This is a genomic window from Metallosphaera cuprina Ar-4 (assembly GCF_000204925.1).
GTDB classification, from domain to species: Archaea; Thermoproteota; Thermoprotei_A; order Sulfolobales; family Sulfolobaceae; genus Metallosphaera; species Metallosphaera cuprina.
In genome coordinates this window covers 1,118,270-1,135,706 of record NC_015435.1, presented here as the reverse complement: position 1 = coordinate 1,135,706, position 17,437 = coordinate 1,118,270, and the positions used below count along the sequence as shown (strand labels likewise).

Genomic DNA, 17,437 nt, shown 5'->3' with positions numbered 1-17,437 from the left:
ATCTCAACTTCAGAATTAAAAAACTTTCCTTAAATGCGAATTCTTTAAATAAAAACATTAAATAAAATTTCGAGAATTTTTTATGAAATAGGTTTTTCATCCTTTTCGAAGCTAAATATTTAAACCCCCCTTAACGATGTTAAAGTATGCAGATAATTGAGCAGTATTCCACACCCTTCTATAAGAACATCATAGATCTGCCCCCTTCAATGGTGAGGAAGCTGTGGAAGAAAGATCAGGTACTCATCTTGGACATAAGAACACCGCAGGAGTACATAGAGCATCACATACCGGGCTCTCTACTTATCCCAATGGACTACTTAGAGATCCTCCAAGAGTACTTCTCCGATAGAGAAGTAGCGGTAGTGTGCGAACATGGGAATAGGGCAAGGTATGCCACTTACGGCATGCCTCACATCTACAAGAGGAAGGCGATTTATATGATAGGAGGGATGGCGGGATGGATGTCAATGGGATACGAAGTTGAGAGCGGAATGGATGAGAACGGGACTAAATGGGAGGAGTGGTTAGAAAAGAAATTAAGTTAACATTTTATCCTTTGTATTAACTAAACTAAAGTTTCTCACCTGTTAGCTTTCTTAGGATAGTAAAATTGATAAGGAGGCTCGCTAAAGGGGTTAGGGGTTTCTCGAGATTTGCCAAAAATACCCGTAAAGGTGGTAAAGTGGGAGGATATAGTTAGAATGGCTGATAAATTAAGCGAAAAAGTGAAGGTGGAGTTCGTACCTGACGTCATAATAGCAGTGGCAAGAGGAGGACTGGTTCCAGCTAGACTGTTAGCCGACTCCTTAGGGGTGGTAGACGTGCTGTCCCTAAAGGTGGAGCATTGGGTCGTGACGGCGTCACACACTCCTGAAGCCAGGATAAAATATCCCTATAAGGTAGATCTGAGCGATAGGAAGGTGTTGATAGTCGACGACATAACCGACACTGGGGACAGTTTAATCTTAACTAGTAAATACGTTGGGGAGAACTTCACTCCTAGAGCTATGAAGACGGCAACCTTGCAACACATAGAGAGTTCTTCAAAGTTCAAACCGGACTTCTACGCTGAGGTAGTAACGGATTGGGCGTGGTTTATGTATCCGTGGAACTATTGGGAGGACGAGATAAACTTAGTTAGCAAGTTGATTGTGGAGAGGAAGACAAAGGACCTGGTGGACTTAGAACGAGCGTTCAAAGAGAGCTATGGAATCAACCCTCCAATTACTTTAGATAAAATATTCCTAGAGATGAAAAGAAGAAAAATATTAGAATAGAGTTTTAGATTGAACCGTCAGATTTTGAACCTTAGCTTTCCTACTGCCCCGTTAAAGGTCTTCCTAACCCACTCGGCCTCTGGTATCTCCTCTCCTACTAGGTATACCTTTGTTCCGTATCGCTCCGCCTCCTGCATTATCTTTTCGTTCTCTACGTTACCGTCATCAAATATTAGGAGACTATCCACTGCACCCATCTGCATTGCCTTACTTATCTCATCTTTACCGTATACTACTAACCCGTCGTCCTTTGCCAAATGAAACTTCAGTTCCTCTATTAAGTCCTCCACCTCAACGTACTTCTGGTTCCTTAGTAAGTCCTTAGACTTCATCACCATCTCCCTCAATCCTACCTCCCCTTGATAACCTAGGTCAACTAAAGGAAGGAGAACTAGTTTCTTCAATCTGTAGTCAATGTAATCCGAATCGTAAAACTCCTTTTTAGCGTATCCTGGTCCTCCCAAGAGGATCCCCTTCAATCTTCCGCTCTCAAGTATGGGAAGTAAATAACTGTTAACCTTCTCTCCAAAGCTCTTAAGGAACTCATGATAGAGCTCCTCTATGATCCTGTCTATCCTTCTTTGGCTCTGCCCTCCCATCATGTGCTTTCCTGGTACGTAACCTTCCATCTCCTCTAACACTTCTATCCTAGAACCTCTGAGTACTCCTATCGTACCTTGGTCTCTCTCAACTATAAGCAATCCGTACACTTCGGAGACTTCCACCATGTCCTCTAAAAACTCAGTGTGAAACTGCTTATCCGTTCTGTAGAAGTAAATCGTCACTTTCTCGGGAGGGGAGAACATATAGCATTTGAACTCGTCCGTGTCGAAGTTTTGACCGCAGAATAGAACTAGACCGTTTTCAGGAACCTTAGTTATCGGAACTAATCTATCAATGGCTGTCGTTATGGCAGACTCGACAGCGTCTCTGGTCCTCTTCAACTTAATGTTCTGAGAAATTGAAGCCTCCTGCCTCAGCATGTTGACTACGTCCGAGACCGGTCTTCCAGGAGGTATGTAAAGCGACAGCAGAACAGTAGCGGGAGCGCTCCATTTCTTTAACTCTCTGAGTAAAACTTTCAACTCCTGTCTACTTATTGAGTACTTGTCAAAGACTCATCCCTGATCGAGATCTTATTAGATTCAGGAATTTAAAAAGTTGAACATGCGTAAACCTAGTGCAGGCTAATTTTAATTTATCATATAAAATTTCATTTTAAACTACTAATATTGGAGAATTTTATCCATGCAAATCATCTTATGATAGATCCCCTAAACGTTACGAAATTAGGTGACATAAGAGGAGCCCTTAATCGTTAAAACGTGTTTCTAGACAATCTAGCAAATCGTCAAAAGTAGCTAACGCGGCAATGAAGCGGTTCAAGATCATTGATCACAGAACTATTCGTGGATACGAAAACGTTATTATTTGATTTCAATTGAGATAACATTATACGCGGGGGTGCCCGAGCTAGGCCAAAGGGGGTGGACTGAGGCTCCACTGGAGTAGTCCTGCGCGGGTTCAAATCCCGCCCCCCGCACCTCAAAATATCTTAGAAATTTCACTTATACATGTGATTACAAACACAGATCCTAGTATCTGGTATATTGTGCTAGGTTTCATCCTATTCGCTACCTTAGCGAACACCGTTCCAACGATTAAAGCCGTTGAACCTATAACAACCGACGCGTCAAGGTCGTAAACTCCTGACGCAACATATCCGGACACCCCACTGAGTGCCGAAAGGAACATAGAGAAAGTGGCGGTCCCTATCATCTCCTTAACGCCATAGTTGTAAAACGCCATCATAATTGCAATAAACATTATACCACCACTAGTTCCTATTGTACCTGTAAGTATTCCTACACTCACACTCAATAGAAAACTCAGGACGCGTGCGAACCTAACTTCAACTCTTTTGAAGGAAATGGAACTGGACCTTAGGAAAGACACGACGGCCATTACTGCTGCGAAAAACGTGAAACCTATCTCTAGGGGCAGAGGGTTTATCATAACAGCGACTCTTGATCCGATTTGAGCTCCTATAACAGCTCCCAAACCTAATAAAAGTCCAGTTCTGACTCTAACGTTATCGTACCTAAAATAGGTCAACACAACGGACACGGTTGTAATTAAATCTACTATCAAACTCGAACTCACTGCAGTCTGAAATCTATATCCTAAGAGGGTTAGACCTGGAACGACTATCAGGACACCAGACGATCCGGTTACTCCAACCAGAGCTCCAACTAAGACTCCTATTATGATGAAACCTAAAAGGTCCATGGGCTTTCCTCGTTTTTAAAAACGCTCAAAACTATTTATTTTGTTGAGAATTCGTTTCCTTTCCTTGCTCGTTCTGAAGCGTCTTGGGATAGAGGTAAATCTTGTTTCCAATGACAAGGTTGCTAGGAATGATTGCAACCGTGTTGTCACTCTTAGTTAAGTAAGTGAAAAGCGTAGTAACCTCCTCGACTATCCCTTCGTCGCCCGTAATCGAGACGTGGTCCTTTATTTTGAAAGGTCTAGATAGTAAGAGGAAGAGACCAGAGAGCGCCTGACCTAGTACCTGTTGTGAAGCGAATCCAACAACCACCCCGATGAATCCGCCTAGAGCAACTCCACTCGCACCTCCCGCCACTGCACCTGAGATGGCGGCAACCAAGGCCCCCACTCCGACTATTCTGAACACGCTCCTTATTGAGGCTGAGGTCGAATGGTCGTACTTTAGCCTTAGGTTCCAATAAATTACGTTTATGAACGCTTGAATTATAAGGTAACCGAACGCTAAACTTAGTAAAACATTGACGTATGGTTTATAACCGTCGAGAGATGAACCGGACAACGTTACGATAAAGTTTAACCTTATGGACTCCAGGAAAGGGAAAAGGAGGTTGTTTACCAACGCTTCAACTACGACGAAAACTATTATGTAAGCGATGAGTTTAGCCGTGCTTTCCGCTATTTTACTCCTGATTTCCTTCTCAGAACTTACGTTTTCCTCTTTCAATCAGGATCACATGAATAGAGGCATTAACAGCTCTTATAAGGTTTCAAAATTGATTACTCAAATCGAGGGAGATCAAGGGCCAAATGAGACGAGTTTAATAAGCGTCGTTGGACTTAATCTATACCCACTCGTTAAGTACGAGTTTAATACTAAAGGTTTAGATCCGTAAAGTCAACCGTTACACAGTTGGATCAAACGACAATCCAACCGAGAAGAGACGTGAGGCATCAAGGCTAATTTGGCGCCCATCGATGTTGGATTTTAAAACTGTTTTAAATAATTTAACCCTAAGGGAACGTTGATAATTTGTTTTTTATTTTTATAAACAATAAGATCGAGAAGACTTATGAGAAACCTAGCTATTGGTGGGTCCCTCCTGGTTTTGGGGGTGACTCAGTTCTGGATCCTCATGATGATGGCGGAGGAGCTCTATCCAGGATATAATCTGGACTCAAATTACATCAGTGACCTAGGAGTTGGTAGGACGGCTCCAATATTTAACGGATCTATAGTAATTCTAGGCATCCTAGTGGTATTGAGTGGAGTTTTCATTTCAAGTCGTTTGTTGTCAGCGTTCTTCGTCATGGGTGGTTTAGGCATGATGGGAGTTGGCATTTTTCCTGAAACCACGGGCTATCCTCATCTAATCTCTGCGTTCTTGGCGTTCCTCTTCTCCTCTCTAGCTTCTTTTCCCGCGTTTAAGTTAGCATATGGCGTATTAAGGTACTTGTACCCGCTATTAGGTCTCATCTCATTAGTCTTTTTGGCCCTCTTCGTGACTCACAGCTACCTCTCCATTGGTCCTGGAGGGGTGGAGAGGTTTATAGTACTCCCTGATTTAATATGGAGCATATCGTTCGGAACGTCTCTGGTGAGTCGAAAATGATACTAAAATCACCACCTAGAATAAAGGTGTTAGAGGCATTAGGCTCAATTGCAGACGGTAGAGTGAGGAAAGCGAACGATCATTACCTCGTTGCCTCATCTGAAGGAGATAGGGAATACACTGTGAGAGTAAATGGAAATAACGTGAGTTGTGACGATAACGGAACTAGGTACAGGAACTACGTAGGTTACCCTATAATCGCCGTATTGATGATTGAGGGTAGACTTCCTTTTGATCAGGAGTTGGCGAACTCCTTGAGAGGGATACCGTGGAGGAAGTTGAACGAGGAGATGAAAAGTTACTCCAAAGTCGAAGAGTTAGTGTTAAAACGGGCTGAGGAGAGAGGTATCTCAAGAGCCAGAATAGAGGAATTTGTTAACAAGGTGATGGAAGACGTTCGAAGACTTAGACTCAACAAAGTTACCTGAACCCCTCCCGAGGATAGATGAAAATGTCATTAGAGAAATTGAATTCAGTTTATAACGCTTTCATTACCACCTTTGAGAAAAAGGGGGGAGACGGCCCGCTCGCAGGCTTAACGTTCGGTGTGAAGGACGTTATAGAAACTGAGGGGATCAAAACTACCGCCGGTTCAAGGATATTAAGGAATAACGTACCTAAGAGGGACGCCTGGATAGTTAAGGCCATATTGAGTGCTGGGGGTACCATACTAGGCAAGACTAACACACATGAGTTCGCAATTGGGGCCACAAACACTTCATCCCTTGTAGGACCGGCCAGAAACCCGAGAGATAAGGAGAGGATAAGTGGAGGCTCTAGTGGAGGATCTGCTGTGGCCGTAGCTTTAAATATGGTGGACGTTGGAGTGGGCACGGACACCGGGGGATCTATTAGGATCCCTGCCTCGCTCTGTGGGGTTATTGGATACAAACCTAGCTACGGAGTTTTTCCTACGGAGGGAGTTATACCTTTTAGTTGGAGTCTCGATACCATAGGGTTTCTAACTCGCGACCTGGAAACTTTATGGATGACTATAAAAGGAATTTTGCCCGCTAGCAAAGTGAAATATTTCCTGCAATACGTCAGGTCAAGTCCTAGAGTGGGACTCTTCATGTTTGACGAAACGACCAAGGACGTTTTAGAAAAGGTTTTAGAGTTCTTCCCTAACTCTAAGGAAGTTAACCTGCGCCTTATGACTAAGTACGGAAGTCAGGTGAGGAGAATCATAGCTGGAAGTGAAGGAGCATCATATCACACCACTTGGTTAAAGACAATGAGGGATATGTACTTTCCTGATGTTTTGAAAGTCCTAGATTCCGGTCAGAAGACCAGCGCCGTCGATTACATCAACTCATTGAGGATGAGGAAACTGATTTTAGAAGAGTACGTAAGGACCTTTAACGATTTTGACGTGATAATCTCACCCACCACCAAGATAACAGCTCCTAAAATATCAGAGGTATTGGGTAAAGAAGCGGAGTTCAGGGACGGCTTGGTTTCAATAACAGAGCTGTTTAATTTGGTTGGAGCACCTTCAATTAGCGTTCCAATAATGGAGAGACAAGGATTACCCATAGGAATTATGATCTCAGGGAAGCCTTTCAGTGACGGAGTGGTGTTAGGTCTAGCTAAACATATGTTACCCAACTGATCTCCTTATCTCAGCCATCTCCTTTAAGTACTGTTTCACTTCCGCAAGCCTTTTCTCCTTTAGCGAGAGGATAGCCAACTGTGAGAGGAGTGCGTGCTTTTTAGACTCGTAACTCCTTGGTCCGACCTTTATCCCTAAGGACTCTAAGTACTTAATGTCCTCATCTATCCTTCTTGATAAATCCTCGCTTAGGAATCCGTGAGAGACTAAGCTATTGATGGCCTCAATGTTAATGAACTCTGAAGCCTTCTGTAAGTCATTTTTCATAAACTTGTAGTTTTCCTCCAGAACTTTCCACTCCCTCTCTGTAAGATCACTCAGCACTGAAACCCCTATGACTTCAGGCGGCAAGCCCAAGCTGTAGAGCGACCCAACGAAAGTTATTGCCCTTGGAAGGATGACCTTACCGGTGCTCCTCGCATACCCAAAAAGGCTTATGTGAAGTTTCCTCGCTCTCCTCCTAGGTAAGTAAAGCGCTATTGAGTTTATCAGGTCAGCCATTCCCTCTATAACGGGCTGATAGCTGGAGGTGTACTTATCGGCTATATCCCTTATTGTCTTCTCCTCCTCATCAGTGAGCACCTTGGGCTCTCTGGGTTCCTCCTTATTTATGTGAGATATGGCTCCCTTTGCTTGCTCCTCCGAGTAGTCGTATTTGAAAGCCGACTGAACGGTATAGGTGTAAACTCCTTCATACTCCTCTATCACTCTCTGATAGTTCTCTGGGCTCAAATGTCCCCTAAAAGGCAACGATCCTACTCCTATAATGGGGAATATCTGGATCCCTTTCTCTCTTGAGAACTTATATGCGGTACTAAGCGCTAACTTGGCCAACAAAACAGCGGTTAGCATCCCGTAGTTCATAGCAGGATCCGACCTAGCTATGAACAGCCTCATGTAAGTGGGCTTCATCGCGTCATAATAACCCTCTAAGATACTTCTTGTGTTAAGTAACGAATCCTTATCCTCTATGAGGGGAATCACTTCAACCCTCTTCGGATGTATCTCCCCTACGAGATCCTTCACGTAAACCCCTTGATAAAGCTCTATGTTCTCTTCCATGGCCACAGCCTTCTCATAATACTTTGCAACCGAGATCACATCTATGGCGTTAGTTGTGAAAGGTAGTATAACCTCAAATACGGGGACGACTTTCCTACCGTAGAACTTCTCCGCCACATCAAACGTTATAGGTATGCTTTCCATGGTCTCCGCAAAAACCTTCCTCTCGGCTCCCTCTATCTTTGGGTTCGGAACTCTATAAGTTAAGAAGAGGTCCTCTCCCAAGACGTTATTTTTAAAGTACTCACTAAAGGAGGAAAACAGTTTCCTAACCACGTGGGTGTCCACATCCTTACCCTCAGCGTCCCACATAACCTCATGGACCCCAAGATTGGAGAAGGCGTAGTACGCTTCAAGAACCTCCGAATCCCCCTCTATGACCTCATCTTTAACCCACTCTGGTAAGTGTGCGTTATCTGGGTGTTGAGTTGACATGGTTCTGGGTATGAGTCTCATTTGGGCGGAATAAGATCGTAATCTTTTAAGGTTTCCATTATACATTGTTACTATGATAGATGTAGGTCAAACCGCACCTGATTTCGAGGCTGAAAGCTCGATAGGAAAGATTAAACTCTCAGAACTGAAGGGGAAGAAAGTTATCTATTTTTATCCGAAGTCCTTTACGCCGGGTTGCACTAGGGAGATACAGAGGTTCGTGGAGCTATACGATCAGTTTGTCGCAAACGGGGCTCTGGTTTTGGGGATCAGCGTAGACTCCGTTGAGACTCAAAAGAGATTTAGTGAAAAGTATAACGCCAAGTTCCCTGTAATCTCTGATAAGGAGAAGAAGATCTCAAGCGCCTACGGTGTGCTCAACGAGAAGGGCACGAGCGCACAGAGGGTGACGTTCATAGTAGATGAGCGTGGTGTAGTGAAGGCGGTCCTAAAGAACCTAAAGAGGGCTGAGGATCACGCCGACAGGGCTCTGGAGGAGGTCAAGAAATAACCCTTTTATAGATTTTTTGTTTAAACGAGGTTATAGGATCGCCTATTACCATGGCTATTTTAGATACTACGTCAGAGGCGGTTATGTGAGCTCCCATCTCCTTGAAAGCTAAGGTACCTGCCAAACCGTTCACGAAAGCTCCCAAGCTAGCTGACGTGAATGGGTCAATGCCCTGAGCCAGGAAAGTGGCTATTATCCCCGTTAAGGTATCTCCTGTTCCTCCGACGGTCATTCCAGGATTGCCAGTCTTGTTAAGTTTGAACCTCCTTCCATCACTTACGATATCCAAGTAACCCTTAAGCAGAACGATGCAGTTACACTCTCTCGCTTTGTCCACTACCTGATTGATTCTCTCCCTTTCGCGCTCCCTCTGGTCCTCTCCGAAAAATATTTTAAACTCTCCAGGATGTGGTGTGATCACAACCATATCGTTTAACTTCGACCCCTTCATGATCTTAAGTCCGTCAGCGTCCAAAACTAATGGTTTCCCCTTCTCAACTATCTTATTAACTAGGGCCGGTACAGCTCTCACGGTCTCGTCAGCCAGACCTAAGCCAGGACCTAAGACTACTGAATTAACCTTGTCTATCCACTTATCTAACTCGGTTAGGTTATCCTCGTTGATGTTCTTACCCGATAACTTCACTGAGATCAAGTCAGGTGAGAGGGACGAAATTATCTCCGCGGTCCTCTCAGGTGAGGCCACGTAAACCAAATCGGCACCAGTTCTTAAGCTAGCTAGTGCGGCTAACGCAGGAGCTCCGGAGAACGTCTCGTTGCCCCCTATTACTAGTACTCTCCCCCCAGCTCCTTTTCTACTTTTCATAGGTCTAGGTCTAACGTTAACAAGGATATCTCCAGGTCCAACATATAGCGAAGCCTCAGGAGGAATTCCTATCTTCTTTATTACAAACCTGAACTCTCTCTTTAATAGGCCGGGCTTAACGTCGTGAAAAGTAACCACCAGGTCAGGTCTTACGTACTCTCCGAGTTCCTCTCCTAGATCAGGATCAATCCCTGAAGGTACATCAATAGATACCTTGAACCCTTTGGACTTGTTGAAGACCCTTATAGCCGAGGCGAAAGGCTCTCTGATCCTTCCCTTTACCCCAGTCCCTAACATGGCGTCTATCAGTACGTCAGCCTTAACTTCTCCCAACAGGTCATCAAAACCTAACATAGTGATAGAGTAGTCCATGTTCTCCACAGCGCTCACGTTAACCATCCCGTCCTTATGTTTCATCTCACCGAGAGAGATCACCGTAACCTTGTTTTCCCTCTCTGCAAGATGCCTCGCGGCCACAAGTCCATCCCCACCTTTACCTCCATGACCTACGAAAACTACTACCTCTAAGTTCTTTCCCAGTTCTTTCTCGATCTCATCTGCTACAGATCTTCCAGCGTTCTCCATGAGCTGTAGAGTGGAAACGCCTAAAGCCTCAGAATTTATCTCTAAGGCCCTCATCTCTTGAGTGGTAATCATATGAGAAGAAATCGCTTCTAAGTAATATCTTTTCAGTCTCGAGTTACTTAATCACGAATCAATTTTGGAGTCATTCATCATCTAAGCTTAAATATTACAATAATAAATAAGATTAACTCTGGTCTAATTTTAATCAATGTCGTTCGTTTTAATTTTCTTATTGATTTTATATGTCAAGTATTATTATGTTCTCTTATCAAGGTTTATTAACTAGCTATAAATCGTTATATGTAGTGATCTATATGACTCTCGGAAAGGAAACCGAAATGGGTTTAAAGGAGCTTTTCAAGGCGAACGCTGAGGACTACATGCTCCTCAGCCTGCTTGCAGACAAGCTACAGAAAGCAGGAAAGGTGGAGGAAGCTAAGATTCTAATGGAGAAGGCAAAGGTGGAACTAGGTCACGCAAGAGGGATATTTGAAAAGTTATATCAACATGCTGGAAATTCAATGCTCAACGAGTTCACAAGGGAGGAAGCTGAAGAACACGTTAGTGAGTACAACAACGTTGCTATGAAAGCTAAGGCAGAGGGACACATGGACGTAGAGGCTATGTTGTGCGCTTATGCGGAACAAGAGAAGGACATAGCCGAGGCAACTAAGAGGGTATCTTCAATGCTCAACGAGTTCACAAGGGAGGAAGCTGAAGAACACGTTAGTGAGTACAACAACGTTGCTATGAAAGCTAAGGCAGAGGGACACATGGACGTAGAGGCTATGTTGTGCGCTTATGCGGAACAAGAGAAGGACATAGCCGAGGCAACTAAGAGGGTCGCTAAAGCTCTTTAAATCTATTTTTTCTTTCGAAAAGTATTACTTTTCTTCACCCGATATAGCTTTTAATTTCCGTTTAACTCTATTTTCTAATGATTATCGGTTACGTAATAGGAGAGGCATCACCTCAGGAAGCTTTGATGCTCGCCGAGAAGCCTGTGAGAGTTGGGCGTTACGTAGTGCTAGAGTACGATGGGATTAAGGTTCTGGGTTTAATCACGTACGTGAGTCGAGGTAGTCCTCTCCTTGACATTACTTTGAACGACATTAAGATAGTTCAGAAAATGAAGGACCTGGACACCTCAATACCTCAATTCGTTAAGGCCGTCATCAAACTACTTTACGACATGAGATCAAAGTCAATTCCAGACCTACCTCCTGGTCCTGGAACGCCCGTGAGGCTAGCTGAGGAGGAGGAGCTCTTAGAAATTTTCTCGGAGGGCGATATTGTAATAGGATCTTTAATTGGGGTCAACATACCTGTTAAAATTAAGGTCAACTCGTTATCTCGTCATCTCGCCATTTTAGCTGCAACGGGTAGCGGAAAATCTAATACCGTGGCTGTCCTCTCTCAGGCGATCGCGTCAATAGGTGGTTCCGTAGTAGTGTTCGACTATCACGGTGAGTATTACGGGTCCGATATAAAACCATTAAATAATATAGATCCAAAATTGAATCCATTATATCTCACTCCTAAAGAGTTTGCTACACTTTTAGATATCAGATCTAATGCTCATATACAATATAGATTTTTAAGGCAAGCTTTCACAACGTACGTTAACGAGATAAGGGAGAGGATGAAGGACGGTAACGTAAATTACGCGGAGCTAAACAACTCATTCGTTTCAGATATAGAGAAGAAGGTTGATGAGATCGCGGCAGACGAGAAGCAGAGATCACAAAAAGACGCAGCTGATGAGGTTAAGAACAAGATAGAGGAGTTTGCTGATAAGTATGGGGACATAGTTGATTTGACGGTGTCAGACATAGTGTCCAGATTAAGGCCTTCATCGGTCAACGTTGTGGACATAAGTAGGATGGATGAGGAGTCAATGGACGCGGTAGTCTCTCACTACTTAAGGAGGATCCTCGATAGCAGAAAAGAGTATAAACATAGAAAAACGGGCTTAGGTTTTCCAGTTGTTACGGTTATTGAGGAGGCGCATGTATTTATTTCGAAAAACGATGACACACTTACCAAATATTACGTTTCTAAGATATCAAGGGAAGGGAGGAAGTTCGGGGTGAGCATGGTCATAGTTAGTCAGAGACCCAAAGGCTTAGATGACACTATATTGAGCCAGATGACGAACAAGATCATCTTAAGAATGGTGGAACCAACGGACAAGAAATACGTGCTGGAGGCTAGCGATAACTTGACGGAGGATCTGGTTGAACAGCTGTCCTCTTTAGGAGTTGGAGAAGCTATAGTGATAGGTAACCTAGTGAAGTTGCCAGCTTTCATAAAGATCTCTAAGTTCGCTGGCAACTTGGGAGGATCAGATCCAGACATATTGGGAGAGTGGAACAAGTTCATGAAGTCTATAAACGTAGACTCCGAGTTCGGATGAGAGGATGCAGTTTCTTCACATATCTGACACTCATCTAGGGAGTAGAAGATACAACAAGGAGTCTAGGGAAAAAGACGTTTATGACGCCTTCTCGCAGCTGATGGAGTCCGCCGTTAGAGAGCACGTGAAGGGAGTAATACATACAGGGGATTTGTTTGACGTCTACAAACCCGGGAACAGAGCGTTAAAGTTCTTCATAGATAAGGTCAAACTCCTGAGAGATAAAGGCATTGAGTTCATTAACATTCCGGGCGATCACGACACTCCTAAAATTAAGGAGGAGCTCTACCCTCAGAGGCTTCTCTGGGAGTCACTAGGACTGATCAAGGTCTTAATGGGAGATCAAGATCCTAAGTTTTATGAGATGGTGGAGGACGGTTTGAGCTTAAGGATATATGGGGTTAGACACATGAACACTAGCCTAAAGGATAAGCTGATCTTCACCCTTAACTCGCTTAAACCGGAAGGAGACAGGAACGTCTTAATGATTCACCAAGGGATAAGAGATATTCTCCCTTATCAAGGCGCGTGGCAACTGGAGATAGGCTCCTTACCGAAGGACTTTCAATATTACGCGTGCGGCCACATCCACACTAGGGTAATTCAAGACCTTCCGGGTGGAGGGAAGCTCGTGATATCCGGCTCACCTGAGATAATTAGGGAGGATGAAATAGAGGGTTGGAAGAAGTACGGTAAGGGAGGATTTCTAATCGATTTGAGCAAAAAAGAACCTACAGTTCAGAGCATTAACGTTGATGTCAGACCACAAGAGGTGATAACTCTGAACGTGAACGATATTGACAACGAGTTAGTTAAGCTGAGGCAATCCTACTCAGGTCTGAAAAAGGAGCCCATCCTTCACATAGTACTGGAGGGGGATTCTATAAAGCGGGACTACGCTATGAAGAAGATATCTAAAAGCCTTAGTGGACTCGTAGACTTCTATAGGATATACAAGGATAACACGGTAAGTGTGGGCTCTAATCAGGTTAAGGTAGATGAAAGGAGCACTATCACCGATCTGATAAGGAGTTACCTCAAGTCTCAAAGTTATTCCGATAGCGAAGTCGAATTGATATTGGACGCCATAGATAAGTATGATTCGGACGAGGCTGAATCCATACTGAGGAAGTTTGCAGAGATGGGAAGATGAGGATAGAGAGTGTAAGTTTAAAGGACTTCCTTAGCCACGATAGGACTCAAGTCAACTTTAAGGGAGAGATCAACGTCATTATAGGACAGAACGGTGCAGGTAAGAGCTCAATAATTGACGCGATAACTTTCGCCCTTTTCAAGGAAGCTAGGGAGAACGTGTCGGAGTTGATTAGGAAAGGTAGTAAGTCGGCCGAAGTCGAGTTAATTTTGAAAGAGGGGTCGAACTCCTTTAAGGTAGTCAGGTCCATCCCAGCCTCTGATTACTTTTATGAGAACGATAAGCTTTCCGCGAGACAGAGTAGGGAAGTCGACAAGAAGGTTGAGAGTATAGGGTTAAACAAGAAGGTCATGTTGTCAACGACTTTCGTCAAACAAGGGGAAATCGAGAGCGTCTTTGAGGACCTTACAGGCGTCCTTAAGAAGGTTATGATGATAGATAGCTTGGAGAAGCTCACCTCATCTGACGGTAAGATCAAGAGGTTAATAGACGCCTACGAGGTAGAGATGAAATCTTATCAGAGATATGAAGACGAGTTGAAGAGGGTAAGCAGTGACATTCTGAGTACATCCTCGGATATAGCCACTCTCGAAGCGTCTGTTAGTAGCCTTCAGGACGAACTTCATAGACTGCACGAGCTAGAAGACATTAAAAGTAAAGAGGTTGCGACTCTTGAGGAGAAGTTCAAAGTTTACACAGAGGTGAGGACTCAGCTGGAGACTAACAGGAGGGAACGGACTCAAATCCTAAACGAGCTCGACTCATACAAGGACCTAGATTCTCAGTTAGCTGAGAGTCAAACTAGGCTCAAAGAGCTTCAGGAGTTAACTAAGAAGAAGGACCTTATATCAAAGCTAGAGAGCGAAACCAAAAGGTATCAGGAGTTAAACATCGTGTTGAGGGACGAGATGAAAAGGAGAGACTCAATAAAGGCTAACTTAGACCTTAAGGAGAAATTGGAACCTTACCATAAGGAGTACCAAGAGCTCTATCAGAAACAGAGGGACTTAAGAGAAGCGTATGAGAAGTTCAGGGAATTAAGGGCCGCACTTTGTGAGAGAAGGCGACAGAGGGATTTAAACTCGAAGAAGTTAGCTGCAGTCAAGCTAGTCAGGAAGGCTGAGGACTTGGAGAGAGAGCTCAGCTTAATGTCCGCGGAAAGAGACGAAGCGCACAACGAAATCAGTCGACTTGAACTCGAACTAGTCCAGATAAGGAAGGGCAGAGAAGCTTTGATCTCAGCTAATGAAGGGAAGTGTCCTGTTTGTGGAGGACCGCTGGACGAGGCTCATAGGAAGGAGCTTATTGACAAGTACGATAGGAGAGAGAGGGAAATCGTGGGCGAGATGGAGAGCTTACAGAGAAAGTATGAGTCGCTAAAGAGGGAGGTTGAGATATTGAATAAACAACTCAGTGAGGCTAGATCGAATGAGAGCTTAATTAAGACGATCCAAGAGAACTTAGAGGGTTTGAACCAGGAGATAGCTCAACTTGAGGCAAGCCTGAGCGAGCTTACAGAAAAGGCTAATCAATACGAACTAATAAATGAGAGATTGGAACACCTCAAGGAGTACGAAGACGAGTACAACTCAGTTAGAAGTTACAAGGAAGAGGACTTGTATGAGTTGGAAGAGATGTTAGCTACTCACGAACATACGTTACACGACGTCAAAGAGGAGATCAACAATCTTAAACGAGAGGTAGGTAACTTAACCAGAGATCAGATAGAGAGGGCTGAGCTCGAGTTACAAGAGGTCACTAATAGGTTAAACGAGTTAAATAAAAAGAGAGGAAAACGTGAGGAGTTAGTTAAAAGAAGGTACGTCCTAGAAGAAAGTATAGAGAGGTTGAAACAAAAACTTGACGCGTTAAATTTTGAGGAGGAGGAGTTGAGAAAAGCTAAGGTGGAGTTGGACTCAATAAGGAGGCAAGTTCAAACAGTCGAGAGGGACTTAGGCGAAAAGAGGGGGAAGCTGGAACAAATGAGGATAAGTTTGAGTAATCTAGAGAGAACAAAGAGGGACTTGGAGACTAAGCTTTCAGAGGCGAACAAATTGAGAAACGAAAAGGAAAGGCTAGAAAAGTTGCGACAAGTTCTATCCGAGAGCAGGCTTCAGTCCTTTCTCATATCTACATTGATCAGTAGGATAGAAAACAACCTAAATGACATAATGTCGATGTTTAACATGTCATTTTCAAGGGTTACAATACGCATGGGTTCCACGAAAGGTTTGAAAGGTAAGGTCGAGATCAAGGTTTACACTCAATCAGGACAGGAACTACAGATAGGGTTGCTTAGTGGGGGCGAAAGGATAGCTCTTGCCTTAGCCTTAAGGATAGCCATCGCTAGATCATTGATGGGAGAGCTAGGCTTCATGATATTGGACGAACCTACCACCCACTTAGACTCCGAGAGGAGGACCGAGTTGCTTTCCATAATAAGGGACTCCATGAACGTGGTTCCTCAAATAATCGTGGTAACTCACGACGAGGAGGTGTTGCAGATCGCTGATTACGTCTTGAGGGTTGAGAAACTAGGTGACGTAAGTAGGGTCAAGGAGGAGGTGATCCAATGATCGACAGAGTCTACCAGGAGTTAGTCACACGGAGGTCAGACCTGATAGGTAGGTTAAACGTATTTCAACGCGATCTAGATACGGACTTGGAGCTCAAAGTCAAGAGAAGTTGGAACGAATTCTCTCCCTCCTCAGCTAGGGCTAAGAAGCTTGTCGCCGTGGACGGTGGACAATTCGTTAAGGAGCTCAGGACCGGAACCGTGTTTGTGCTGAACGTGGAGGCTCTCATTACGGAGGGAGTTAGAATCGTGGGAGCTGAACAGGACGTCAAATCTGGCGTGTTCAGACCCGGAAACAAAGCCAAAGAGAGGGTGGGAGAACTCATGGCGTTAATGGAGCTCATGGTAGCTCTAAAGGCCGGAACAAGTGGCGAACTCATACTAATGGATGGAAGCCTGAGGAAAAAACTAGGAGAAGTTAAGCGATTTAACGGGAGCTTCAATGAGGGAGAAATACGTTCTCTGGAGGAAAAGGATGAAGACTACATGTTAGATCATATAATTTACGAGAAGCAGGCCTATCTGGCGGAACTTATTAAAAGGTTCGGTTCTAAGGTAGTGTGGATATCTAAGGTTAGCAGATCTAGGGATCTGTTCCATCACGAACTTTCTGATGTGGCCGTTTTAGAGATAACGACGAGTTCTCCTGGTTACTCATCGATCGTATGCGGTCCATTAACTCGAACGAGAGTGGAGGAGGGAGACGTTAGGAGGGGCTTAGAAGATAAGGAAGTATGCAGCTTTTACGCAAGGTTAGATCATGGAGAGAGAGTTTTAAGGATTGACGTGATAGGAGTTCCCACTCCGAAATTTATAGAGAGCTTGCTCCAGGACCTTTATTCGGTGTCAATTAAGGGATATCCATACCCTTTGGTTAGGGTACACTACGACGTTAAGGTTTCGAGAGACGATAGGAAGAGGATAATTCACATGCTCAATTTGACTACGAGAAGAAGCGTAAGTTGGTGGCCTAATCAGTTCTATTGACTCATGAGGCCATCGATGAAAATTAAAATACAGGTTAGCACCTCAGATGTAAAGATAGATTTTAAAAATCATATTGATTGAGTTTTATTACAAAGA

General features: G+C 44.0%; 16 protein-coding genes and 1 tRNA gene. 12 read left to right on the top strand and 5 right to left on the bottom strand.

The features are described 5' to 3' along the window. Positions 1-146: 146 nt before the first annotated feature. Both MCUP_RS05895 and MCUP_RS05890 read left to right on the top strand, forming a co-directional pair. Positions 147-548 (top strand): rhodanese-like domain-containing protein, encoded by a 402-nt coding sequence (locus MCUP_RS05895; protein WP_013737858.1) that lies wholly within the window; start codon positions 147-149, stop codon positions 546-548. A 108-nt stretch (positions 549-656) separates the two neighbouring features. Continuing rightward, positions 657-1,280: a phosphoribosyltransferase gene (locus MCUP_RS05890; protein WP_013737857.1), complete on the top strand. Its 624-nt coding sequence runs from the start codon at positions 657-659 to the stop codon at positions 1,278-1,280. A gap of 17 nt (positions 1,281-1,297) precedes the next feature. Here MCUP_RS05890 and prf1 read toward each other — a convergent pair whose 3' ends face one another. Beyond that, a complete protein-coding gene (gene prf1 / locus MCUP_RS05885; RefSeq protein WP_013737856.1) occupies positions 1,298-2,365 on the bottom strand; it encodes a peptide chain release factor aRF-1 in 1,068 nt (355 codons plus the stop codon). A 373-nt stretch (positions 2,366-2,738) separates the two neighbouring features. Between prf1 and MCUP_RS05880 the strand changes: the two genes are divergently transcribed. After that, positions 2,739-2,823 (top strand) — tRNA-Leu (locus tag MCUP_RS05880). Between the two features lie 2 nt (positions 2,824-2,825). Here the strand turns inward: MCUP_RS05880 and MCUP_RS05875 are convergent. Both MCUP_RS05875 and MCUP_RS05870 read right to left on the bottom strand, forming a co-directional pair. Then, positions 2,826-3,569: a sulfite exporter TauE/SafE family protein gene (locus MCUP_RS05875; RefSeq protein WP_013737855.1), complete on the bottom strand. Its 744-nt coding sequence runs from the start codon at positions 3,567-3,569 to the stop codon at positions 2,826-2,828. Between the two features lie 31 nt (positions 3,570-3,600). Then, the gene (locus MCUP_RS05870; protein ID WP_013737854.1) at positions 3,601-4,293 is read right to left on the bottom strand and encodes a mechanosensitive ion channel domain-containing protein; all 693 of its coding nucleotides are present in this window, start codon (positions 4,291-4,293) and stop codon (positions 3,601-3,603) included. Between the two features lie 346 nt (positions 4,294-4,639). Here MCUP_RS05870 and MCUP_RS05865 point away from each other — a divergent pair, with 346 nt between their 5' ends. Genes MCUP_RS05865 through MCUP_RS05855 form a run of 3 tightly spaced genes read left to right on the top strand, consistent with a single transcriptional unit; the run spans position 4,640 to position 6,791 of the window. Next, the gene (locus tag MCUP_RS05865) at positions 4,640-5,179 is read left to right on the top strand and encodes a DUF998 domain-containing protein (protein WP_013737852.1); all 540 of its coding nucleotides are present in this window, start codon (positions 4,640-4,642) and stop codon (positions 5,177-5,179) included. Further along, on the top strand, positions 5,176-5,607 hold the full coding sequence (locus MCUP_RS05860) for a UCP014422 family protein (RefSeq protein WP_013737851.1): 432 nt from the start codon (positions 5,176-5,178) through the stop codon (positions 5,605-5,607). Before MCUP_RS05865 ends, MCUP_RS05860 begins: the two co-directional genes overlap by 4 nt. A 23-nt stretch (positions 5,608-5,630) precedes the next feature. Further along, a complete protein-coding gene (locus MCUP_RS05855) occupies positions 5,631-6,791 on the top strand; it encodes an amidase (RefSeq protein WP_048057746.1) in 1,161 nt (386 codons plus the stop codon). Here MCUP_RS05855 and ppcA read toward each other — a convergent pair. Continuing rightward, entirely contained in the window at positions 6,780-8,309 is a 1,530-nt protein-coding gene (gene ppcA, locus MCUP_RS05850) for a phosphoenolpyruvate carboxylase (RefSeq protein WP_013737849.1), read from the bottom strand. The genes MCUP_RS05855 and ppcA overlap by 12 nt on opposite strands. A 55-nt stretch (positions 8,310-8,364) precedes the next feature. On the opposite strand from ppcA, the gene MCUP_RS05845 reads away from it, so the two are divergent. After that, the gene (locus tag MCUP_RS05845) at positions 8,365-8,799 is read left to right on the top strand and encodes a peroxiredoxin (RefSeq protein ID WP_048057745.1); all 435 of its coding nucleotides are present in this window, start codon (positions 8,365-8,367) and stop codon (positions 8,797-8,799) included. Here the strand turns inward: MCUP_RS05845 and MCUP_RS05840 are convergent. Then, positions 8,789-10,282 carry a bifunctional ADP-dependent NAD(P)H-hydrate dehydratase/NAD(P)H-hydrate epimerase gene (locus tag MCUP_RS05840; RefSeq protein ID WP_013737847.1) on the bottom strand — a complete coding sequence of 498 codons (1,494 nt, stop codon included), beginning with the start codon at positions 10,280-10,282 and terminating at the stop codon, positions 8,789-8,791. The two genes, MCUP_RS05845 and MCUP_RS05840, sit on opposite strands and share 11 nt — an antisense overlap. Before the next feature lie 242 nt (positions 10,283-10,524). On the opposite strand from MCUP_RS05840, the gene MCUP_RS05835 reads away from it, so the two are divergent. The 5 genes from MCUP_RS05835 to nurA all read left to right on the top strand — a co-directional run bounded on the left by MCUP_RS05835 (position 10,525) and on the right by nurA (position 17,341). After that, entirely contained in the window at positions 10,525-11,070 is a 546-nt protein-coding gene (locus MCUP_RS05835) for a hypothetical protein (protein ID WP_013737846.1), read from the top strand. 77 nt (positions 11,071-11,147) lie between these two features. Next, on the top strand, positions 11,148-12,626 hold the full coding sequence (gene herA, locus MCUP_RS05830) for a DNA double-strand break repair helicase HerA (protein ID WP_013737845.1): 1,479 nt from the start codon (positions 11,148-11,150) through the stop codon (positions 12,624-12,626). Between the two features lie 4 nt (positions 12,627-12,630). Further along, a complete protein-coding gene (gene mre11, locus MCUP_RS05825; RefSeq protein ID WP_013737844.1) occupies positions 12,631-13,779 on the top strand; it encodes a DNA double-strand break repair protein Mre11 in 1,149 nt (382 codons plus the stop codon). Continuing rightward, the gene (locus tag MCUP_RS05820) at positions 13,776-16,355 is read left to right on the top strand and encodes an AAA family ATPase (RefSeq protein WP_013737843.1); all 2,580 of its coding nucleotides are present in this window, start codon (positions 13,776-13,778) and stop codon (positions 16,353-16,355) included. The genes mre11 and MCUP_RS05820 overlap by 4 nt, the downstream gene beginning before the upstream one ends. Then, positions 16,352-17,341, top strand: coding sequence for a DNA double-strand break repair nuclease NurA (nurA, locus tag MCUP_RS05815; protein WP_013737842.1), 990 nt, complete (start codon positions 16,352-16,354; stop codon positions 17,339-17,341). Before MCUP_RS05820 ends, nurA begins: the two co-directional genes overlap by 4 nt. Positions 17,342-17,437 lie beyond the last annotated feature (96 nt).